The sequence below is a fragment of the Microcoleus sp. Aus8_D2 genome (genome assembly GCF_036702665.1).
Classification (GTDB): Bacteria; Cyanobacteriota; Cyanobacteriia; order Cyanobacteriales; family Microcoleaceae; genus Microcoleus.
Genome location: NZ_JAUBUN010000010.1, coordinates 134350 through 151047, shown reverse-complemented (window position 1 = coordinate 151047; position 16698 = coordinate 134350). Strand labels below are relative to the sequence as shown.

Here is a 16698-nt window from a genome sequence, read left to right as displayed (position 1 = left end):
AGATTTTAGATTTTAGATTTTAGATTTTAGATTTGAAGAGCAGTTCGGATATAATGTCGATCTTTCTTCAACTGCCAGCCGTAACAACTCTTCAATCTAAGCTCTCCAATCCGAGGGCGGATAGATTTTAGATTTTAGACTTTAGATTTGAATAGCAGTTGAGATAGAATCGCTATCGAACTCAACTGCCAGCCGTAGCAATCTCAAATCTCAAATCCAAAATCCGAGAGCAGTCAGTTACCAGTAGAGAAAAAACTACTCCCAACCAACTGCGGACAAATGACAATCCGGCTACTTCTTCTTTTTGGCTTTAGCAGCAGCTTTAGCAGCATCTGCTTTGGGGTCTTCCATTTTTAGTGGCCCAGACATAGCATCTGCCTTGGGCATTTCTACGTCCGTCATGCCGTATTTGCGCATAAAGCGTTCCACACGACCTTCAGTATCAATAATCTTCTGAGTGCCAGTATAAAAAGGATGATTTCCAGACCAGACATCAACTTGAAGCTTTGGTCTAGTGGAACCAACAGTCATCACATGTTCGCCGTTGCAATAAACCTGAGCTTCGGGATACCACTCAGGATGAATACCATCTTTCGCCATTTTTTTACTCTCTAATTTTTGACTTTACAACCATTTTAGCTGCCGCAGGACTTCTAGACCAACAACAGCACCAATTTTGTCTTATACCTGTTGGAACCGGGAATCAGGAATCCGAAATAAACTTGAAAAAAAGGCAGATAAAATCTGAACGATTCTTGCCTTTTCCTTCTTCCTTCTTCCCTCAACCCGTTACATCCGTTACATCCGTTAAAAAATCCGTTGCCGAACTTTCATTACATCCGTTACATCCGTTACATCCGTTACAAAATCCGTTGCCGAACTGCCCTCGATTACCGCTTCGAGTATTGAGGAGCCTTGCGAGCTTTCCGCAAACCGTACTTTTTCCGTTCTTTAGCCCGCGGGTCGCGAGTCAAATAGCCCTCAATCTTCAGAGGTTTCCGGTTGTCCGGGTCTAACTGACAAAGTGCTCTAGCGACACCCAAGCGAATCGAGTCAGCTTGACCTGTCAAGCCACCGCCTTCGACTTTTACCAAAATGTCATACTCATTTTCCAGACCCAAAGTTTCCAGAGGGGCCTTGGCGAGTGCCAAATAAGTAGGGTTGAATTGCAGGTACAAATCGCCCTCTTTACCGTTGACAGTCAGTATGCCAGTGCCGGGAACCAAACGTACCCGCGCTACGGAACACTTGCGGCGACCGGTACCCCAGTACACAGCGCGGCCGGATGTATCTGTTGCTTGCATTACTCATTTCCTCCCGGAATCGTGTGAACAATTAACTCTTCTGGTTTTTGAGCTTGGTGCGGGTGGTTGGGGCCAGCGTACACCTTCAGCTTAGTAAATAGTTGTCTGCCTAGAGCAGTGTGAGGTAGCATTCCTCGGATAGCTTCTTCGACAATTCTTTCGGGCACACGTGCTTGCAATTTGGCAAAAGTTTCTGTTTTCATGCCGCCCGGTCTGCCAGAGTGGCGGCGGTAGATTTTCTGGGTGCGTTTTTTACCAGTAACAGCGATTTTGTCAGCATTGATGACAATTACGAAGTCGCCGGTATCCATGGAAGGAGTGTAAGTGGGTTTGTGTTTGCCCCGGAGGTACATGGCAACTTCTGTTGCCAGACGGCCCAGCCGCTGGTCGGCGGCATCGACCACGTACCACTTGTGCTCTAGGGAGTCTTGAGTAGGGACGTAAGTTTTGTTCATCGGTAATTGTTAGTTGTTAGTTGTTAGTCATTAGTCATCAGTCATTAGTCATTAGTCATTAGTTGTTAGTTGTTAACTTTGATTGGTCAGCCATGAGTTTTTTTTATTAGTAGTTATCTACTTACTAATGACTGATGACTGCTGACTAATGACTACTGACTAATGACTAATTTTGGCTGAGTGTCGTACCAAACATCGGCGGGAAAGGGAAAGTCCTGATAGCCAACCCGCAACAGGCATAAACCTTGAGCGGGAGCGGCGTATTTTACCATTTCTCGGCGTTCGTTGACCCAGATATCTGTGAAATTGTCGATCGCCCTTTCCCCCCGACCCACCTGCACCAGCAACCCCACCAGCAGGCGCATCATCCCGTACAGAAACCCGCTCGCCTGAACCTCAATATAGATAAGAGGCCCAGAACGGTAACACTCTGCCGCTTGTACGTCCACCCAGGAATGGGGGCGCGCAGACCCCGCGCGGTGGAAAGCAGCCAAGTGATGCCGCCCGATTAGCGGTGTCAAAGCTGCCTGAATCTTTGATTCATCCACAGGCGCGTGATAGCAGTGCCAAGCATAAGGACGCACAAACAAATTAGGAATCGGGTCTGTATAGAGGGTGTAGCGATAGCGCCGCCAACTGGCTGAGAACCGAGCGTGCCAGGTAGGTTCCACCTTTGCCGAAGCTCGAATTAAAATATCTTTTGCCAGTCGAGAGTTGAGAACGCTTGCCCAGCGGTGAGCCGGAATTGGGCCATCAGCATCAAAATGGGCTACTTGAGCAGCGGCGTGAACTCCCGCATCAGTTCTCCCGGCCGCGTACAGCGTTACCGGGCGTTGGAGCACATTCGATATTGTTGTTTCAATTTCTTCTTGTACTGTACGCTGGTTCGGCTGTCGCTGCCAACCGTGAAAGTGAGTGCCGAGGTATTGGATTACCAGAGCAACGCGCTCTATCGATCGGGGATTTTCGATTGGGGATTTTGGATTGTCAGTCATAAATCAAAAATCTCCAACCCAAAATTGCATTAAACCAGTTCAACGATCGCCATTTCGGAATTGTCTCCTTGGCGGGGGACAGTTCGCACTACGCGGGTGTAGCCCCCCTTGCGCGAGCCGTACCGTTCTTGGGCCGCCTCAAACAAGGCGTGTACTAACTGTTTGTCGTAGATAAAGCCCATCGCTTGCCGGCGAGCGGCCAATGAGCCATCTTTTGCCAGGGTAATCATTCTGTCAGCTTCTGGGCGCAGCGCTTTGGCGCGGGCCATAGTGGTAGTGATTTTACCGTGGCGGATTAATTCGGTGGTCAGCGAGCGCAGCATGGCGCGGCGCTGGTCAGCCGGTTTGTTTAGTTGGGGGACGCGACAGCGGTGACGCATAGGAGTTGGTAATTGGTAATTGGTAATTGGGCGCGGGGATAGACAGTCTGCGATCGAGCTCGGGCGGTGAATTTTTCTTGTTTCTGAAGAACTCACGTACTGAGAATGCAGAACTTTTTTACCCGTTACCCGTTGATTAACTTTTAGCTGATTTTTCCTGTGGCAAGGTAATGCCCAAGCGTTTTTGTAAAGCTTCAATCACTTCTTCTGCGGACTTCTGCCCGAAGTTCTTAATCTCGAGCAAGTCTTCTTGGGTATAATCCAATAAGTCTGCAACTGAGTTGATCTGAGCCCGCTTGAGACAGTTGTAAGCCCGGACTGACAACTGCAATTCTTCGATCGGAATTTGGCTCGTAGGATCGGCCTCACCTGGATACTCGGGTTTGAGAGAATCTTGGGTGATGTCTTTGAGAGGTGCAAATAAATCTACCAGGATGTGTGCAGATTGACTCAGAGCTTCTTGAGGAGTCACGCTGCCATCTGTCCAGATTTCCATAACCAGCCGGTCTTTCTCAGCACTGCCACCGAGCCGAGCATCTTCCACGCTGTAGTTGACCCTGCGAATCGGCATAAAGATGGCGTCAATTTGGAGAAAATCCAAAGCCGACCCATCATCGCGACTGCGGTCTACTGCTCGATATCCGATGCCTTTTTCTATTCTGAATTCCATTTCCAGAACAGAACCCGGTGAGAGAGTCGCAATGTATTGCGATTTATCGATCAATTCCACCTCAGAGGGCAAATCGAATCGATCGGCAGTAACTGTGACTGGCCCCTCAATCCGCAACCTACCGATTTGCGGCTGCTGGGAATGAGTTTTGAGAACAACCTCTTTCATGTTCAGGAGAATTTCCAGAACGTCCTCACGTACCCCTTCGATCGTGGCAAACTCGTGATTGACGCCCGCGATGCGGACTGAAGTTACTGCTGTTCCTTCCAAATTGGACAGCAGAACTCGCCGAAGCGCATTCCCAACAGTTGTTCCTTGACCGCGATCGAGCGGTTCCAGGACAAATTTTCCGTACTGACTGCGGTCTTTGTCAGTATTAGACTCTATACATTCAATTTGAAACTGCGCCACGGAGTGACCTCCCTTTTCCACTTTTGATTTTTGATTTTGGATTTTAGATTGCAGAGCATACCCCTGAACGGATTTCGGATTTTGGATGGACGGGGCAACAGTTAGAACCATGATTTTTTTTTTGACTTTAAGCAGTTAGCCAATATCCAAAATCTAAAATCTAAAATCTCAAATCGTTTTAGACTCTACGCCGCTTGGGAGGGCGACAGCCGTTGTGAGGAATTGGGGTAACATCTCTAATCAGGGTAATTTCCAGTCCAGCCCCTTGCAGCGCCCGAATTGCAGTTTCTCGACCTGCTCCGGGTCCGCTCACCATTACTTCTATTTGGCGCATTCCCTGGTCATTGGCTCTGCGGGCTGCACTTTCTGCTGCTGTTTGAGCTGCAAAGGGAGTACCCTTTTTAGCTCCTTTAAAACCGCTGGAACCTGCTGATGCCCAGGATATTACTTCGCCGTTGAGGTCGGTAATAGTCACGATCGTATTGTTAAAGGTAGACTGGATGTAGCCTACCCCATTCGGTACGTTACGTTTCTGCTTTTTTGCACCAGATTTCTTGCCTGTTTGTTGTCGTGGCGGCATATTAGTCTCTTTATCGTTTTCATTGAATTACTCTCCCCAAAGGCGGGGAAACAGTCGGCAGGAACATAAATTTCCTGCAAACTGCTGTTATTTCTTGGACGGTGCTTTTTTCTTGCCCGCCACTGTACGGCGGACGCCGCGACGGGTTCTGGCGTTGGTACGGGTTCGCTGTCCCCGCACAGGCAGACCCAAACGGTGACGGCGACCGCGGTAAGTCCCGATATCCATCAGGCGCTTGATGTTCATTGACTCCCAGCGCCGGAGGTCTCCTTCGATTTGGTAGGTGCTTTCTACGTGAGCCCGCAGAGCAGTCACGTCGGCTTCTGTTAAATCCTTGACGCGAGTGTCAGGATTTACGCCTGTTGCAGCGATAATTTGTTGGGCCCGCGACAGGCCTATTCCGTAAATGTATGTCAGACCTATTTCGACGCGCTTATCGCGTGGAAGGTCTACCCCGGCAATCCGTGCCACACTTTTTGTCTCCCTAGTTTTCCTGTTTGGCTACAATGTTGAATTAGGCAGCACCTGCGTGCATTGCCCAATCTTCCTGTTTTCTAACCTTGGCGCTGTTTGTGTTTCGGGTTAGTGCATATCACCATCACTCGACCGCGACGGCGGATGACGCGACATTTTTCACAAATTTTTTTGACAGATGCTCGAACTTTCATCTTTCTTCCTGCCTGGAGAACCCCGCTCAACCGAAAAGCAGGCACGTTGGGACTGCCCTAGCGAGCGGTGGGAGGAGAGGCTGGGCAAGGTGTAGACCTCTCCTCGATTAAATTGTATAAAGTGCGGGTTGTTTCATGAAGGAGCCCGCTTGTACCCACTCCCATTGCTGGGGTAAAGTTCGCCTGCACAAAAATGTTGGCGAGCGATACTTAAACGGCGTAGCAATGACTTAACCCGGTACGCCGCTGGGTTGTTGACGCCCTTCTCGGCAACACTACAAACGTAGCATTATAGCATAAATTTGACGCTTTTTACCAAATTCTCTCTAATTAAACTTAGAATTAGTTTTTAGAAAGTTTTATCTAAGCCTATTTTTTGCGAAGGCGATAAGTAATCCGGCCTTTGGTCAAGTCGTAGGGAGTTAATTCGACTTTGACGCGATCGCCAGGCAGAATTTTGATGTAGTTGCGGCGGATCTTACCGGAAATGTGAGCTAACACGTTAAACCCATTATCTAGGTCAACGCGAAACATCGCATTCGGCAGTGATTCCGTCACTGTCCCTTCCATTTCAATTAAATCTTGCTTAGACAATTTGGTATTTACCTCAACTCTACATTTGATTAACTAGGAGTGTCCCGCTGTTTGCTTCAAAACCTATTTACAAAGTAGGGAGCAAACGGGAACGGGGGGAAGAATTCGGGCGACTCGATCGACTTTTTGACTTAATTAACCGCTCGCTTCAACTTTACTGGAGTAAAGTTATGGCAATTAGTATCGAGTTCAATCCGGTTTCTCGCAACCCTCACAAAACCTGATAGCACAAAAAGCTCCTAGTTAACATATCTTAGCAAAAGCTGGTGAGTAACAAGCTGTATTGCGAGGGTTCAAGAGTCGCCAGAGAGCGCTTGTTGCAGTTCTGCGGTGACTACTTCCATATCGCGATCGCCATCAACCGCAACCAACTGTTCGCGGGCGCTGTAAAATTCAATCAAAGGCTCAGTTTGCTCGCGATAAACTTGCAACCGGCGGCGGATCGTCTCCTCATTGTCATCTTGGCGGCCCCGCGACAGCAGCCGAGTCACCAAAACATTGTCAGGTACGTCCAAATTGACAGCTCTGAGATCGCAATCCTTTCCAGACTTACTTCCCTCAGTACCAACATCACACAGCAGTTTGTCAAAAAACGCTGCCTGTGCCACAGTACGGGGAAATCCGTCCAAAATCCAGCCTGCACGAGCATCTGGTTCATTCATGCGTTCTTGTACGATATCCATCAATAACTCGTCGGGAACCAACTCACCAGCATCCATGTAGGATTTAGCTTTTACACCCAAGGGAGTTTTCGCCACCACGCAGGCGCGGAGGATGTCACCGGTAGAAATGTGGGGTATTTTCCAGAGAGCGGCTAAGAGCTGAGCCTGAGTTCCCTTTCCCGCCCCTGGAGGCCCCATAAAAATCAATTGCATTGCGATTACTTCACCATTCCTTCATATCGCTGGGAGATGACGTAAGTTTGAATTTGCTTGGCAGTTTCGATCGCCACACCCACTAGAATTAGCAGGGAAGTTGCACCAAACCCTCTAAAAGTTTGGACGCCGATCGCACTTTCTACAGCCGTTGGTACAATGGCCACCAGACCTAGAAAAATCGCTCCCAAGAAAGTCAAACGGTTCAAAACCTTCTCCACATAATCGCTGGTTTTCTGACCGGGACGAATCCCAGGAATACTGGCGCCCATTTTCTTCAAGTTTTGAGACATATCTACGGGGTTGACAATCAACGAAGCGTAGAAATAGCTGAAGAACAGAATCAAAGTCAGATAAAACAGCGCGTAAGCCCAAGGCGCAGGGCCGTTCGGACTCAACACATTAGCAACTTGAACCAAAAACGGCTGATTGAGAGACTGAGCGAGGAAAGAAGGCACAATCAACACCGAAGATGCAAAAATAATCGGCATCACTCCGCCTTGATTCAACCGCAGGGGTAGATAACTGCGGCTTTCCCGATAAACTTTGCGGCCGACTTGACGGCGGGCCGAAATAATCGGAATCCGGCGAGTACCTTCCTGAACAAAAACAATCCCGACAATCGTCACCAAAAAGACCAGCAGCAGAACTACTACGCGGCCGACAACTTGCGTGTCGCCACTTTGAGCCAATTCAAAAGTTTGTCCCAAAGATCGCGGCAAAACCGACACAATGTTGATAAAAATCAACAGCGATGCTCCGTTCCCGATGCCTCGTTCCGTCACCAATTCCGAGATCCACATGACAAACATCGATCCGGCCGTCAGAGCCAAAGCAGTCTGCGGGATGAAAAAAGGCGATGGAGATTGAGCAAAAGGGCTGACCCAAATTGCAATGCCAATGCTTTGCAGAATAGCCCAGCCCAAAGAAACGTAGCGAGTAATTTGAGAAATCTTGCGCCGCCCTGCTTCCCCTTCATTTTTCTGCAAGTCTTCTAAACTTGGCAGAGCCGCAGTTAGAAGTTGCACGATAATTGAAGCATTAATGTAGGGCAAAATCCCCAGCGCGAAAATCCCCAAAGCTGACAGGCCGCCTCCTGAAAACAAGTCCAAAAAGCCAATTAAAGGGCTATTTTGGACGTTTTGGGCAAAGGCGGCTCGATCGATACCGGGGACTGGCAAGTGGACACCCAGGCGCACTAAAATCAATAAGCCAATGGTGACGAGGATGCGGCCCCGCAAACCAGCAGCTTGAGCCATCTGCATGAACGTCTCTTGTGCAGTTGGCGCTTTCTCTTTACTAACGTCCATAGTTACGATTTGGGATTTTAGATTTGGGATTTTCGACTAAATCATTTTCTGATAGCAAGAAGAGAGGATTTGAGATTTGGACATCCTCTCAAACCTCAAATCTTTAGGCAACTAATTCGCAACTTCCGCCAGCGGCTTCAATTTTGGTGCGAGCACCTGCGGTAAAAGCCGCAGCGCGCACTTGCAGAGCCACATTCAGTTCGCCATCTCCTAAGATTTTCAGCGGCCCGTCGTCTGTCGTGACAATTTTTGCTTCGATCAAAGAGGTGAGAGTAACTGCTGTGTTTGCTGGCAGGGATGCTAATCTACTTACATTAATGGTAGTGTACTCTTTCCGGTTCACTAGAGGGAAGCTTTTCAGCTTTGGCAGGCGGCGGTAAAGGGGATTTTGACCACCTTCAAAACCGGGTCTAGTGCCGCTACCGGCTCTAGATTTTTGACCGCGCATCCCTTTGCCGGAGCTCGCGCCTTGACCGGCAGAAATACCTCTGCCCAAGCGTCGGGGGCGCTTTTGGGAGCCTGCTTTGGGTCGGGCGTCTTGCAATCTCATAGTTTTAGTAATTGGTAATTGGTAATTGGTATGCAAGAGAGGGGGCGCGCAGTAGTTTTGAGTGCGTGAGTTTTGAGTTGCGGATTTTGTAATACTCAACTTGACACTTAACACTCAAAACTGACAGTTTCCCATTCTCTATGCCCTAACCGTAGAGGTTTTCTACTGGAATTCCGCGTTCTTGAGCCACTTCGGACAAGGTGCGGAGGGTGGAGAGGGCGTTGACTGCTGCTCTGGCGTTGTTTAAGGGATTTCCAGAACCTAGCTGTTTGGCTAAGATGTTGCGGACTCCTGCTAGTTCGAGAACAGTTCGCACTGCTCCCCCTGCGATTACGCCTGTTCCGGGTGCTGCCGGACGCATCATTACTTTGGCTCCGCCGCCTGCACCGTTAATGGGGTGAGGGATGGAGTTTGATTTGGTGAGGGGAACTTCAATTAGGTGCTTTTTGCCGTCAGCGACGCCTTTTTTAACGGCACCGATTACGTCGCTAGCTTTGCCGACTCCCACTCCAACTTGACCGCGCTCGTTGCCGATAATGACTATGGCGCGGAAGCTGAGTTTTTTACCGCCTTTAACTACTTTGGTAACGCGACGAATCTGAACAACCCGTTCTTGCCATTCCGATTCTTTTTCGCGCCCTTTGTTGCTGCTTTTTTTCTTGTTGCGCTGTTCTTTTTGTTCTGCCATAGTTTTGTCTTGTGGGAATTGAAGATTGCTAACTGGTTGTTGGTAAGTAAAAATTAATAATTAGGAATTAAGAATTTTATTCTCGATTGTTTATTATTTGTAAATTACACAAATAATAAATTTATTGGAGATTCCTGATTCCTGCTATCCGTTACATCCGTTACATCCGTTACACAATCCGTTGCCGAACTTCCTTCTTCCTAAAAGTCTAACCCGGCTTCGCGAGCTGCATCTGCGAGGGCTTTGACGCGACCGTGATAGAGGTTGCCTCCGCGATCGAATACGACTTTAGCTATGCCAGCGCTGGAGCAGCGTTTGGCAATCAACTGACCGACTTGGACGCTCGCGGAGCAGTTGCTGCCAGAAGTGAGATTTGACTTCAATTCTGGATCGAGGGTTGACGCAGCAGCCAAAGTGTGCTGTGCCGCGTCGTCGATTACTTGAGCGTAGATGTGATTGGACGATCGAAATACCGCTAATCTTGGACGTTCGGCGGTGCCGAATACCTTGCGCCGTACGCGGCGGTGTCTGCGGTGGACTGATTCTTTGCGAGTAAGCTTCATTGTTACTTCTTACCTGTTTTGCCTGTTTTACCAGCTTTGCGCCGGACGACTTCGCCGCTGTAGCGAATACCTTTGCCCTTGTAGACTTCGGGCGGACGCACCGCGCGGATGCGGGCTGCTGTGTTGCCTACGAGTTCTTTGTCAATGCCGGAGACAATGACGTTGGTGTTGCCTTCAACTGCCATGGTGATGCCTTCTGGAGGGGGCATTTCAACGGGCTTGCTGTAACCGACGTTTAAAATCAGGTTCCGTCCTTGAACCTGTGCCCGATAACCTGTACCGATAATTTCCAGACGACGCTGAAAGCCTTGGGATACACCTTCGACCATGTTGGCGACTAGGGTGCGGCACAAGCCGTGCAGTTGTCTGGCGACGCGAGATTCGTCTCGGCGGGTAACGAGTAAAGTCTCGCCTTCGAGTCCCATGAGGATTTCGGCTGGTATCACTCGGGAAAGTTCACCTTTGGGGCCTTTGACGGCTACTTTTTGACCGTCTAGGGTGATGGTGACTTTACTGGGGATGCTAATCGGACGCTTGCCAATTCGCGACATATTTTTTTGTCCTTTGTTTTTAGTTATTAGTCCTTGATTATTAGCCTTTAGTTATTAGTCCTTAGTGATTGATTCTTGAGTCTGTTTCCAATGACCAGTGACTAATGACTAATGACTAATGACTACCAAACATAACAAAGCACTTCACCGCCCAAACCTTGGCGTCGGGCTTCTCGATCGGTCATAATGCCGCTGGAGGTAGAGATAATGGCAATGCCAATTCCGCCTAAAACTCTGGGCAATTCTTTACGGTTCGAGTAAACGCGAAGTCCTGGTTTGCTGACTCGCTTAAGTGCCGTGATAATGGGCTTGCGAGTTTTACCTTTGTACTTCAGAGAAAGCACTAAATATCGCTGAATCCCTTCTGCTTCTGCTTCTTCAAATTCGCCGATAAAGCCTTCGCTTTTGAGGACTTGGGCGATGCTGCGGGTCATTTTTGTGGATGGAATTTGCGTTGTTTGGTGGCGCGCCATGCAAGAATTGCGAATGCGCGTCAACATATCTGCTATGGTATCGTTAGCTGCCATGTGAAAGATCCTTACTCTACTGCTTAGTTGTCCCGGAAGGGCATTCCCATTTCTTTGAGCAAGGCGCGTCCTTCTTCGTCGGTGTTTGCTGTGGTGATAATTGAAATGTCCATGCCTCGAATTTGATCGATGCGGTCATATTCTATTTCTGGAAAAATTAGCTGTTCTCTCAGACCCAAGCTGTAGTTGCCGCGCCCGTCAAAGCTTTTGGGACTGATGCCGCGGAAGTCGCGGATGCGGGGGAGTGCGAGGTTGATCAGCCGATCGAGAAAATCGTACATCCGATCGCCGCGCAGCGTCACCATCACACCGACTGGTACTCCTTTACGGATTTTGAAGCCTGCGATCGCTTTTTTCGCCCGAGTCACCACTGGTTTTTGTCCGGTGATGATAGCAATTTCATTCAGCGACGAATCCAGTGCCTTAGCATTTTGAGAAGCTTCTCCCAAACCGCGGTTAACGGTAACTTTGATGAGTTTGGGAACCTGATGGATATTAGTATATTTAAACTGATCCATCAGTTTGGGAACGATTTTACCTTGATAAAGAACTTTGAGTTTGTCCGGCATAGTTTTTGTGTTTCGTTAACTGTCCCTGGGCTTGGTCAGGGAATTGTTCTTTGACCTGTGACAGTTGACCTGTGACAGTTGACCTGTGACAGTTGACCTGTGACCTGTGTCAGTTGTCAGTTGTCGGTTGCCAGTTGTTAGTTGACAACTGACAGTTGAGCTGTGTCAGTTGACCTGTGTCAGTTGACCTGTGTCAGTTGTTAGTTGCCAATTAAGGACTAATGACTAATGACTGATGACTGATGACTAATGACTAATTATCGAGGATTTCTCCGGTTTTTTTGAGCTGTCGCAGTTTGCGGCCGTCTTCACTAAATGTATAGCAGACGCGGCTGGCGATTTTCTCTTTTTCGGAATAGTGCATGACATTTGAGCTGTGAATGGGAGCCTCAAAGGTGACGATTTTTCCGGATTCCCCTTCTTGTTGGGGTTTGACGTGCTTGGTTCGGATATTTACGCCTTTAACAATTACTTTGCTGACTTTGGGATATGTCTTTAAGATTTCTCCGACTTTTCCTTTCTCTTTGCCAGTAATTATTTGCACGGTGTCGCCTGCTTTGACGTGCATTCTGTGGCGCTGCGGTTCGCTAGTTGGTTTACCCTTTTTTCCGTACATTTTAAAGTACCTCTGGGGCTAAGGAAACGATTTTAGTAAAGTTTTTGTCGCGGAGTTCGCGGGCTACTGGGCCGAAAACGCGAGTGCCTTTGGGGTTGCCTTCTGGATTGATGATCACGGCTGCATTGTCGTCAAAACGAATGCTCATGCCGCTGTCGCGACGCAGGGCTTTGCGGGTTCTGACAATGACGGCTCTGACGACATCGGATTTTTTGACGGCCATATTGGGGATGGCGTCTTTGACGACGGCAATGATGACATCGCCGACTCCGCCGTAGCGGCGGTTGCCGCCTCCCAATACGCGGATGCACATGAGCTTGCGGGCTCCGCTATTGTCGGCGACATTGAGGTATGTCTGGGGTTGAATCATGGTGATTGGGGAAAAGGTAATTTGATGCTTGCTAACTGCTCGCTTGCTAATTGCTAATAAATGGCCGATCGAGAAAGCAGATCGCGCGATCGAGCAATTAGAAGTTAACTGTTAGCCATTTTTTGCACCGAAAATCTCAGCAACCGTCCAGCGTTTGGTTTTGCTCAGGGGGCGAGTTTCAGTGATGCGGACGCGATCGCCCGATTTGCACTTATTTTCTTCGTCGTGAGCTTTGTAGCGCTTGGTGCGGACTACGATTTTGCCGTATTTGGTGTGGGAGGAGCGGTTTTCGATCGCTACCACGACGGTTTTGTCCATTTTGTCGCTGACTACTACGCCAACTCGTTCTTTAACTGCCATACCTACCTATTGTTGTTGTGCAATTGAGTTTTTTTGAACTGCTGTGCGAACCTCGGCTCGGCTGCTGCTCACTACTCGCTGACTGCGGTGGGAGCAGACTTGAGGGCTGCTTCAGCAGCGATTTGGCGCTCGCGTTCAACTGTCATTAATTGAGCCAGCCGGTGTTTGGCGTGCTTGAACAGGTGAGGCTTTTCCATGCGGCCGGTAGCTTGCAGGAGCCGCAAGTCCATTAGTTGGCGCTTGACGGCTAAAATTTGCTCTGCTACTGCTGCATCGCTTAATTCTCTAGCTTCTTTAATCTTGGTCAAAGACATAATTGTGTGCTTTATCGTTAGCGATCGGTCTAGTGAAGACAGAATTCTCTCTGATGCTGAAGACCGAAGGAAAGAAAAGTTGTATGTGCCAGACTTTAAATTGCTGTAGCCGTTTAAATTTCTGACGGATGCCGACCTAATTCTACCTTCGATCGCCACTATGACGGGCTTTCTTCGCGGCTGATGAACTTGGTTTTAATTGGTAATTTAAAAGATGCCAAACGCATTGCTTCGCGGGCAATTTCTTCGGTAACACCGCCAATTTCAAACATTACCCGGCCGGGTTTAACGACGGCAACCCAAAACTCAGGTGCGCCTTTACCGGAACCCATCCGGGTTTCTGCTGCGCGCTGGGTAACTGGTTTGTCGGGAAAAATGCGAATCCAGATTTTGCCGCCCCGGCGGATATAGCGGGTCATGGCGCGCCGTCCGGCTTCTATTTGGCGAGAAGTGATCCAGGCTGGTTCGACGGCTTGGAGCGCGAATTCGCCAAAGCTAACTGTGTTGCCGCGGGTGGAAACACCGCTCATTCGCCCGCGCTGTTGTTTGCGGAATTTTGTTCTTTTAGGGCTTAACATGGCTTTGGGAGTTGGGAATTGGGTAATTGGTAATTGGTAATTGTTAATTGCTAATTGCTAATTGGTTTTAACTGACAATTAACAAGTGACAACTAACAGTTAACAATTAGCTAGCCTTCGTTCGATCGATCTTCAAAGTTCTGACGACGGCGCTTTTGTTTGGTGCGGGGCACTGCTGCATTTGGTGCAGCTTCTTGTTCCTGTCCAGGAATAATTTCGCCTTTGAAAACCCAAACTTTAATCCCGAGAATACCGTAGATGGTTTGAGCGGTGCAGTAGGAATAGTCGATGTCGGCCCGCAGGGTGTGCAAGGGGACTCGCCCTTCGCGCGTCCATTCGGTACGGGCGATTTCTGCGCCGTTGAGGCGTCCGCTGACTTGAATTTTGATGCCTTGGATGCCGACTTTTTGGGCGCGGGTAATTGCTTGGCGAACTACTCGGCGGAAGGATACGCGCCGTTCTAGTTGCTGGGCAATATATTCTGCGATCAGTGTGGCATCGGCGTCTACGCGCTGAACTTCAACGACGTTGATGCGAATTTGGCGGTTGTTGCCAAGTTGCTGCTGCAAACCGACGCGCAAAGTTTCGATACCTGCTCCGCCACGGCCTACGACAACGCCTGGTCTGGCGGTGAAGACTTCTAGGTCGATTTGATCGGCTTTGCGCTCAATTCTGACCGAGGAAATACCAGCATTGCTGAGGGTTTTGCGGACGTACTTGCGAATTTTGAAGTCTTCTTGCAAGAGTTCTGGATAGTTTTTCGGGTCAGCAAACCAGCGAGAGCGGTGCTCTTGGGTAATGCCGAGACGAAAACCAATTGGATGTATTTTTTGGCCCATAAAAGTTGAGGAGTTAATTGGTAATTGGTAATTGGTAACTGGTAACTGGTAATTGGTGATTACCGTTTTTTTTCAACTTTAAGCTGTTTGTTACCTATTACGTTTTTCCGTTTTCCGTGGTTTAGTCTTCTGCGATCGGAGCAACTATTACGGTAATGTGGCAAGTTGGCTTGCGGATTTGGTAGGCGCGACCTTGAGCGCGGGGTCTAAAGCGTTTGAGGACTGGGCCTTGGTCTGCGTAAGCTTGAGATACTACGAGCTTGGCTTTGTCTAATCCTGCGTTGTGTTCGGCGTTGGCTACTGCCGATCGCAAAACTTTGACAATTGGTTCGCAGGCGCGGTAGGGCATGAATTCGAGTAAAATCAGCGCTTCTTGGTAGCTTTTGCCGCGAATTTGGTCGAGGACTCGGCGCACTTTGAAGGGCGATGTCCGGATGTAACGGGCGATCGCCTTAATTTCGGTTGTGGTATCTATAGCCATTTCGATTTGGGTAATTGGTAAATGGTAATTGGGAAAAAGGTAATTGGTAATTGGTAAAAAGTTTTTCCGATTACCTATTACCTGTCACCTAATTAGGCTATCTTTTGGCCTTTTTATCACCACTTTTCGCGTGACCTCTAAAGGTGCGAGTGGGGGAGAATTCTCCGAGTTTGTGACCTACCATTTGGTCGGTTAGGTAGACGGGAACGTGCTGTTTGCCGTTGTGAACTGCGATCGTGTGACCTACCATTTGAGGCAGGATTGTGGAAGAGCGCGACCAAGTTTTAATTACTTGTTTTTGGCCTGCGGCGTTGAGTTTTTCAATCTTTGTCATCAGATGATCTGCGACAAACGGGCCTTTTTTTAACGATCGAGACATGGTTTTTTTAGTTAGTCAGAAGTCATTCGTCATTAGTTATTAGTCATTAGTGCGAGCTCATATAGCTCGCGAACAGCAGTCATTCGTCATTAGTTAGCATTTAACAACAAAGGACTGATGACTGCTGACTGATGACTAACTTTGTCTGCCGCCCTTGCCACGCTTGGAAGATTTGCGACGGCGCCGGACGATTAAAGCGTCGCTGCGCTTGTTTTTGCTTCGAGTTTTGGCACCCAATGCTGGTTTGCCCCAAGGAGTCATAGGCCCCGGACGCCCGATGGGCGCTCTGCCTTCGCCACCGCCGTGTGGGTGGTCTACCGGGTTCATTACACTACCGCGAACGGTTGGTCTGCGACCTTTCCAGCGGGTACGGCCTGCTTTACCGAGGCTGATGTTTCTGGCGTCTGTGTTGCCAACTTGACCGATCGTAGCGTAGCAGTCGGCGCGGACTTTGCGCTGTTCGCCGGATGGCAGTTTGAGGGTGACGTAGGTACCTTCTTTTGCCATTAACTGAGCGCTGGAGCCTGCGGAACGGACGATTTGTCCGCCTTTTCCAGGTACTAGCTCGACGTTGTGGATGCTGGTACCGAGGGGAATGTTCTTCAGGGGTAGGGCGTTGCCGATTTCGATCGGCGCGTCTGGGCCTGAGACAATTACTGTACCGACGTTTAAGTTGAGCGGGTGCAGGATGTACCGTTTTTCGCCGTCTTTGTAGAACAGGAGGGCGATGCGGGCGTTGCGGTTGGGGTCATATTCGATCGCCTTGACAGTAGCAGGAATGCTGTGTTTGTCGCGGCGGAAGTCGATCGTTCTATAAAGCCGTTTGTGACCGCCTCCCCGGTGGCGACAGGTAATGACGCCTCGGTTGTTGCGGCCTTGTTTGGTGTGCTTGTTGCTAGTTAGAGACTTTTCAGGCTCTGACTTGGTAATTTCAGCAAAGTCCGAGACTGTTTGTTCCCGGGTGCTGGAGGTATAAGGTCGGTAATAACGGATGCCCATAATCGCTTTGAGATTTTAGATTTTAGACTTGGGATTTTGGACTTTGCAGTTTGGGATTTTAGATTTGGGATT

At 49.0% G+C, this 16698-nt stretch carries 27 protein-coding genes; all 27 read right to left on the bottom strand.

The window, feature by feature from the left end:
- Positions 1–291: 291 nt before the first annotated feature.
- The 27 genes from rpmE to rplB all read right to left on the bottom strand — a co-directional run bounded on the left by rpmE (position 292) and on the right by rplB (position 16626).
- Positions 292–600, bottom strand: a complete 309-nt coding sequence (gene rpmE / locus QUB64_RS10940; RefSeq protein ID WP_293133820.1) for a 50S ribosomal protein L31 — start codon at positions 598–600, stop codon at positions 292–294.
- Between the two features lie 290 nt (positions 601–890).
- Complete coding sequence (gene rpsI / locus QUB64_RS10935; RefSeq protein WP_333265368.1) at positions 891–1304, bottom strand: 30S ribosomal protein S9; 414 nt, start codon at positions 1302–1304, stop codon at positions 891–893.
- A complete protein-coding gene (gene rplM / locus QUB64_RS10930; protein ID WP_333265370.1) occupies positions 1304–1759 on the bottom strand; it encodes a 50S ribosomal protein L13 in 456 nt (151 codons plus the stop codon). The genes rpsI and rplM overlap by 1 nt, the downstream gene beginning before the upstream one ends.
- 152 nt (positions 1760–1911) lie before the next feature.
- Positions 1912–2754 (bottom strand): tRNA pseudouridine(38-40) synthase TruA, encoded by an 843-nt coding sequence (gene truA / locus QUB64_RS10925; RefSeq protein WP_333265372.1) that lies wholly within the window; start codon positions 2752–2754, stop codon positions 1912–1914.
- 29 nt (positions 2755–2783) lie between these two features.
- Complete coding sequence (rplQ, locus tag QUB64_RS10920; RefSeq protein WP_333265927.1) at positions 2784–3134, bottom strand: 50S ribosomal protein L17; 351 nt, start codon at positions 3132–3134, stop codon at positions 2784–2786.
- A 136-nt stretch (positions 3135–3270) separates the two neighbouring features.
- The gene (locus QUB64_RS10915; RefSeq protein WP_332944788.1) at positions 3271–4215 is read right to left on the bottom strand and encodes a DNA-directed RNA polymerase subunit alpha; all 945 of its coding nucleotides are present in this window, start codon (positions 4213–4215) and stop codon (positions 3271–3273) included.
- 178 nt (positions 4216–4393) lie between these two features.
- Complete coding sequence (gene rpsK, locus QUB64_RS10910) at positions 4394–4795, bottom strand: 30S ribosomal protein S11 (RefSeq protein ID WP_265233150.1); 402 nt, start codon at positions 4793–4795, stop codon at positions 4394–4396.
- Between the two features lie 87 nt (positions 4796–4882).
- Positions 4883–5266 (bottom strand): 30S ribosomal protein S13, encoded by a 384-nt coding sequence (rpsM, locus tag QUB64_RS10905; RefSeq protein WP_333180233.1) that lies wholly within the window; start codon positions 5264–5266, stop codon positions 4883–4885.
- A gap of 83 nt (positions 5267–5349) precedes the next feature.
- Positions 5350–5463, bottom strand: coding sequence for a 50S ribosomal protein L36 (gene rpmJ / locus QUB64_RS10900; RefSeq protein ID WP_015178722.1), 114 nt, complete (start codon positions 5461–5463; stop codon positions 5350–5352).
- Positions 5464–5832: 369 nt separating this feature from the next.
- Positions 5833–6057, bottom strand: a complete 225-nt coding sequence (infA, locus tag QUB64_RS10895) for a translation initiation factor IF-1 (RefSeq protein WP_006276978.1) — start codon at positions 6055–6057, stop codon at positions 5833–5835.
- Positions 6058–6350: 293 nt separating this feature from the next.
- Positions 6351–6932, bottom strand: coding sequence for an adenylate kinase (locus QUB64_RS10890; RefSeq protein ID WP_333265374.1), 582 nt, complete (start codon positions 6930–6932; stop codon positions 6351–6353).
- Between the two features lie 5 nt (positions 6933–6937).
- Positions 6938–8242 carry a preprotein translocase subunit SecY gene (secY, locus tag QUB64_RS10885; RefSeq protein ID WP_333265376.1) on the bottom strand — a complete coding sequence of 435 codons (1305 nt, stop codon included), beginning with the start codon at positions 8240–8242 and terminating at the stop codon, positions 6938–6940.
- A gap of 103 nt (positions 8243–8345) precedes the next feature.
- Complete coding sequence (gene rplO / locus QUB64_RS10880) at positions 8346–8792, bottom strand: 50S ribosomal protein L15 (protein WP_333265378.1); 447 nt, start codon at positions 8790–8792, stop codon at positions 8346–8348.
- Positions 8793–8937: 145 nt separating this feature from the next.
- A complete protein-coding gene (rpsE, locus tag QUB64_RS10875; protein WP_333265380.1) occupies positions 8938–9480 on the bottom strand; it encodes a 30S ribosomal protein S5 in 543 nt (180 codons plus the stop codon).
- A gap of 200 nt (positions 9481–9680) precedes the next feature.
- Positions 9681–10043: a 50S ribosomal protein L18 gene (rplR, locus tag QUB64_RS10870; RefSeq protein ID WP_333265382.1), complete on the bottom strand. Its 363-nt coding sequence runs from the start codon at positions 10041–10043 to the stop codon at positions 9681–9683.
- A gap of 2 nt (positions 10044–10045) precedes the next feature.
- Positions 10046–10594: a 50S ribosomal protein L6 gene (gene rplF / locus QUB64_RS10865; RefSeq protein WP_333265384.1), complete on the bottom strand. Its 549-nt coding sequence runs from the start codon at positions 10592–10594 to the stop codon at positions 10046–10048.
- Positions 10595–10716: 122 nt separating this feature from the next.
- Positions 10717–11121 (bottom strand): 30S ribosomal protein S8, encoded by a 405-nt coding sequence (rpsH, locus tag QUB64_RS10860; RefSeq protein WP_333265387.1) that lies wholly within the window; start codon positions 11119–11121, stop codon positions 10717–10719.
- A 23-nt stretch (positions 11122–11144) separates the two neighbouring features.
- Positions 11145–11690 (bottom strand): 50S ribosomal protein L5, encoded by a 546-nt coding sequence (gene rplE / locus QUB64_RS10855; RefSeq protein ID WP_293133873.1) that lies wholly within the window; start codon positions 11688–11690, stop codon positions 11145–11147.
- Between the two features lie 253 nt (positions 11691–11943).
- On the bottom strand, positions 11944–12306 hold the full coding sequence (gene rplX / locus QUB64_RS10850) for a 50S ribosomal protein L24 (RefSeq protein WP_293133876.1): 363 nt from the start codon (positions 12304–12306) through the stop codon (positions 11944–11946).
- A 1-nt stretch (position 12307) separates the two neighbouring features.
- Complete coding sequence (rplN, locus tag QUB64_RS10845) at positions 12308–12676, bottom strand: 50S ribosomal protein L14 (RefSeq protein WP_193973611.1); 369 nt, start codon at positions 12674–12676, stop codon at positions 12308–12310.
- 111 nt (positions 12677–12787) lie between these two features.
- Positions 12788–13036 (bottom strand): 30S ribosomal protein S17, encoded by a 249-nt coding sequence (gene rpsQ, locus QUB64_RS10840; protein ID WP_293336075.1) that lies wholly within the window; start codon positions 13034–13036, stop codon positions 12788–12790.
- Between the two features lie 71 nt (positions 13037–13107).
- Positions 13108–13350, bottom strand: a complete 243-nt coding sequence (gene rpmC, locus QUB64_RS10835) for a 50S ribosomal protein L29 (RefSeq protein WP_333265390.1) — start codon at positions 13348–13350, stop codon at positions 13108–13110.
- A gap of 158 nt (positions 13351–13508) precedes the next feature.
- A complete protein-coding gene (gene rplP / locus QUB64_RS10830) occupies positions 13509–13928 on the bottom strand; it encodes a 50S ribosomal protein L16 (protein ID WP_333265392.1) in 420 nt (139 codons plus the stop codon).
- A gap of 110 nt (positions 13929–14038) precedes the next feature.
- On the bottom strand, positions 14039–14767 hold the full coding sequence (gene rpsC, locus QUB64_RS10825) for a 30S ribosomal protein S3 (RefSeq protein ID WP_293133893.1): 729 nt from the start codon (positions 14765–14767) through the stop codon (positions 14039–14041).
- A 121-nt stretch (positions 14768–14888) separates the two neighbouring features.
- Complete coding sequence (gene rplV, locus QUB64_RS10820; RefSeq protein WP_333265394.1) at positions 14889–15248, bottom strand: 50S ribosomal protein L22; 360 nt, start codon at positions 15246–15248, stop codon at positions 14889–14891.
- A 97-nt stretch (positions 15249–15345) separates the two neighbouring features.
- Entirely contained in the window at positions 15346–15627 is a 282-nt protein-coding gene (rpsS, locus tag QUB64_RS10815) for a 30S ribosomal protein S19 (protein ID WP_265233170.1), read from the bottom strand.
- Positions 15628–15762: 135 nt separating this feature from the next.
- Entirely contained in the window at positions 15763–16626 is an 864-nt protein-coding gene (gene rplB / locus QUB64_RS10810; RefSeq protein WP_333265397.1) for a 50S ribosomal protein L2, read from the bottom strand.
- Between the last annotated feature and the right edge of the window lie 72 nt (positions 16627–16698).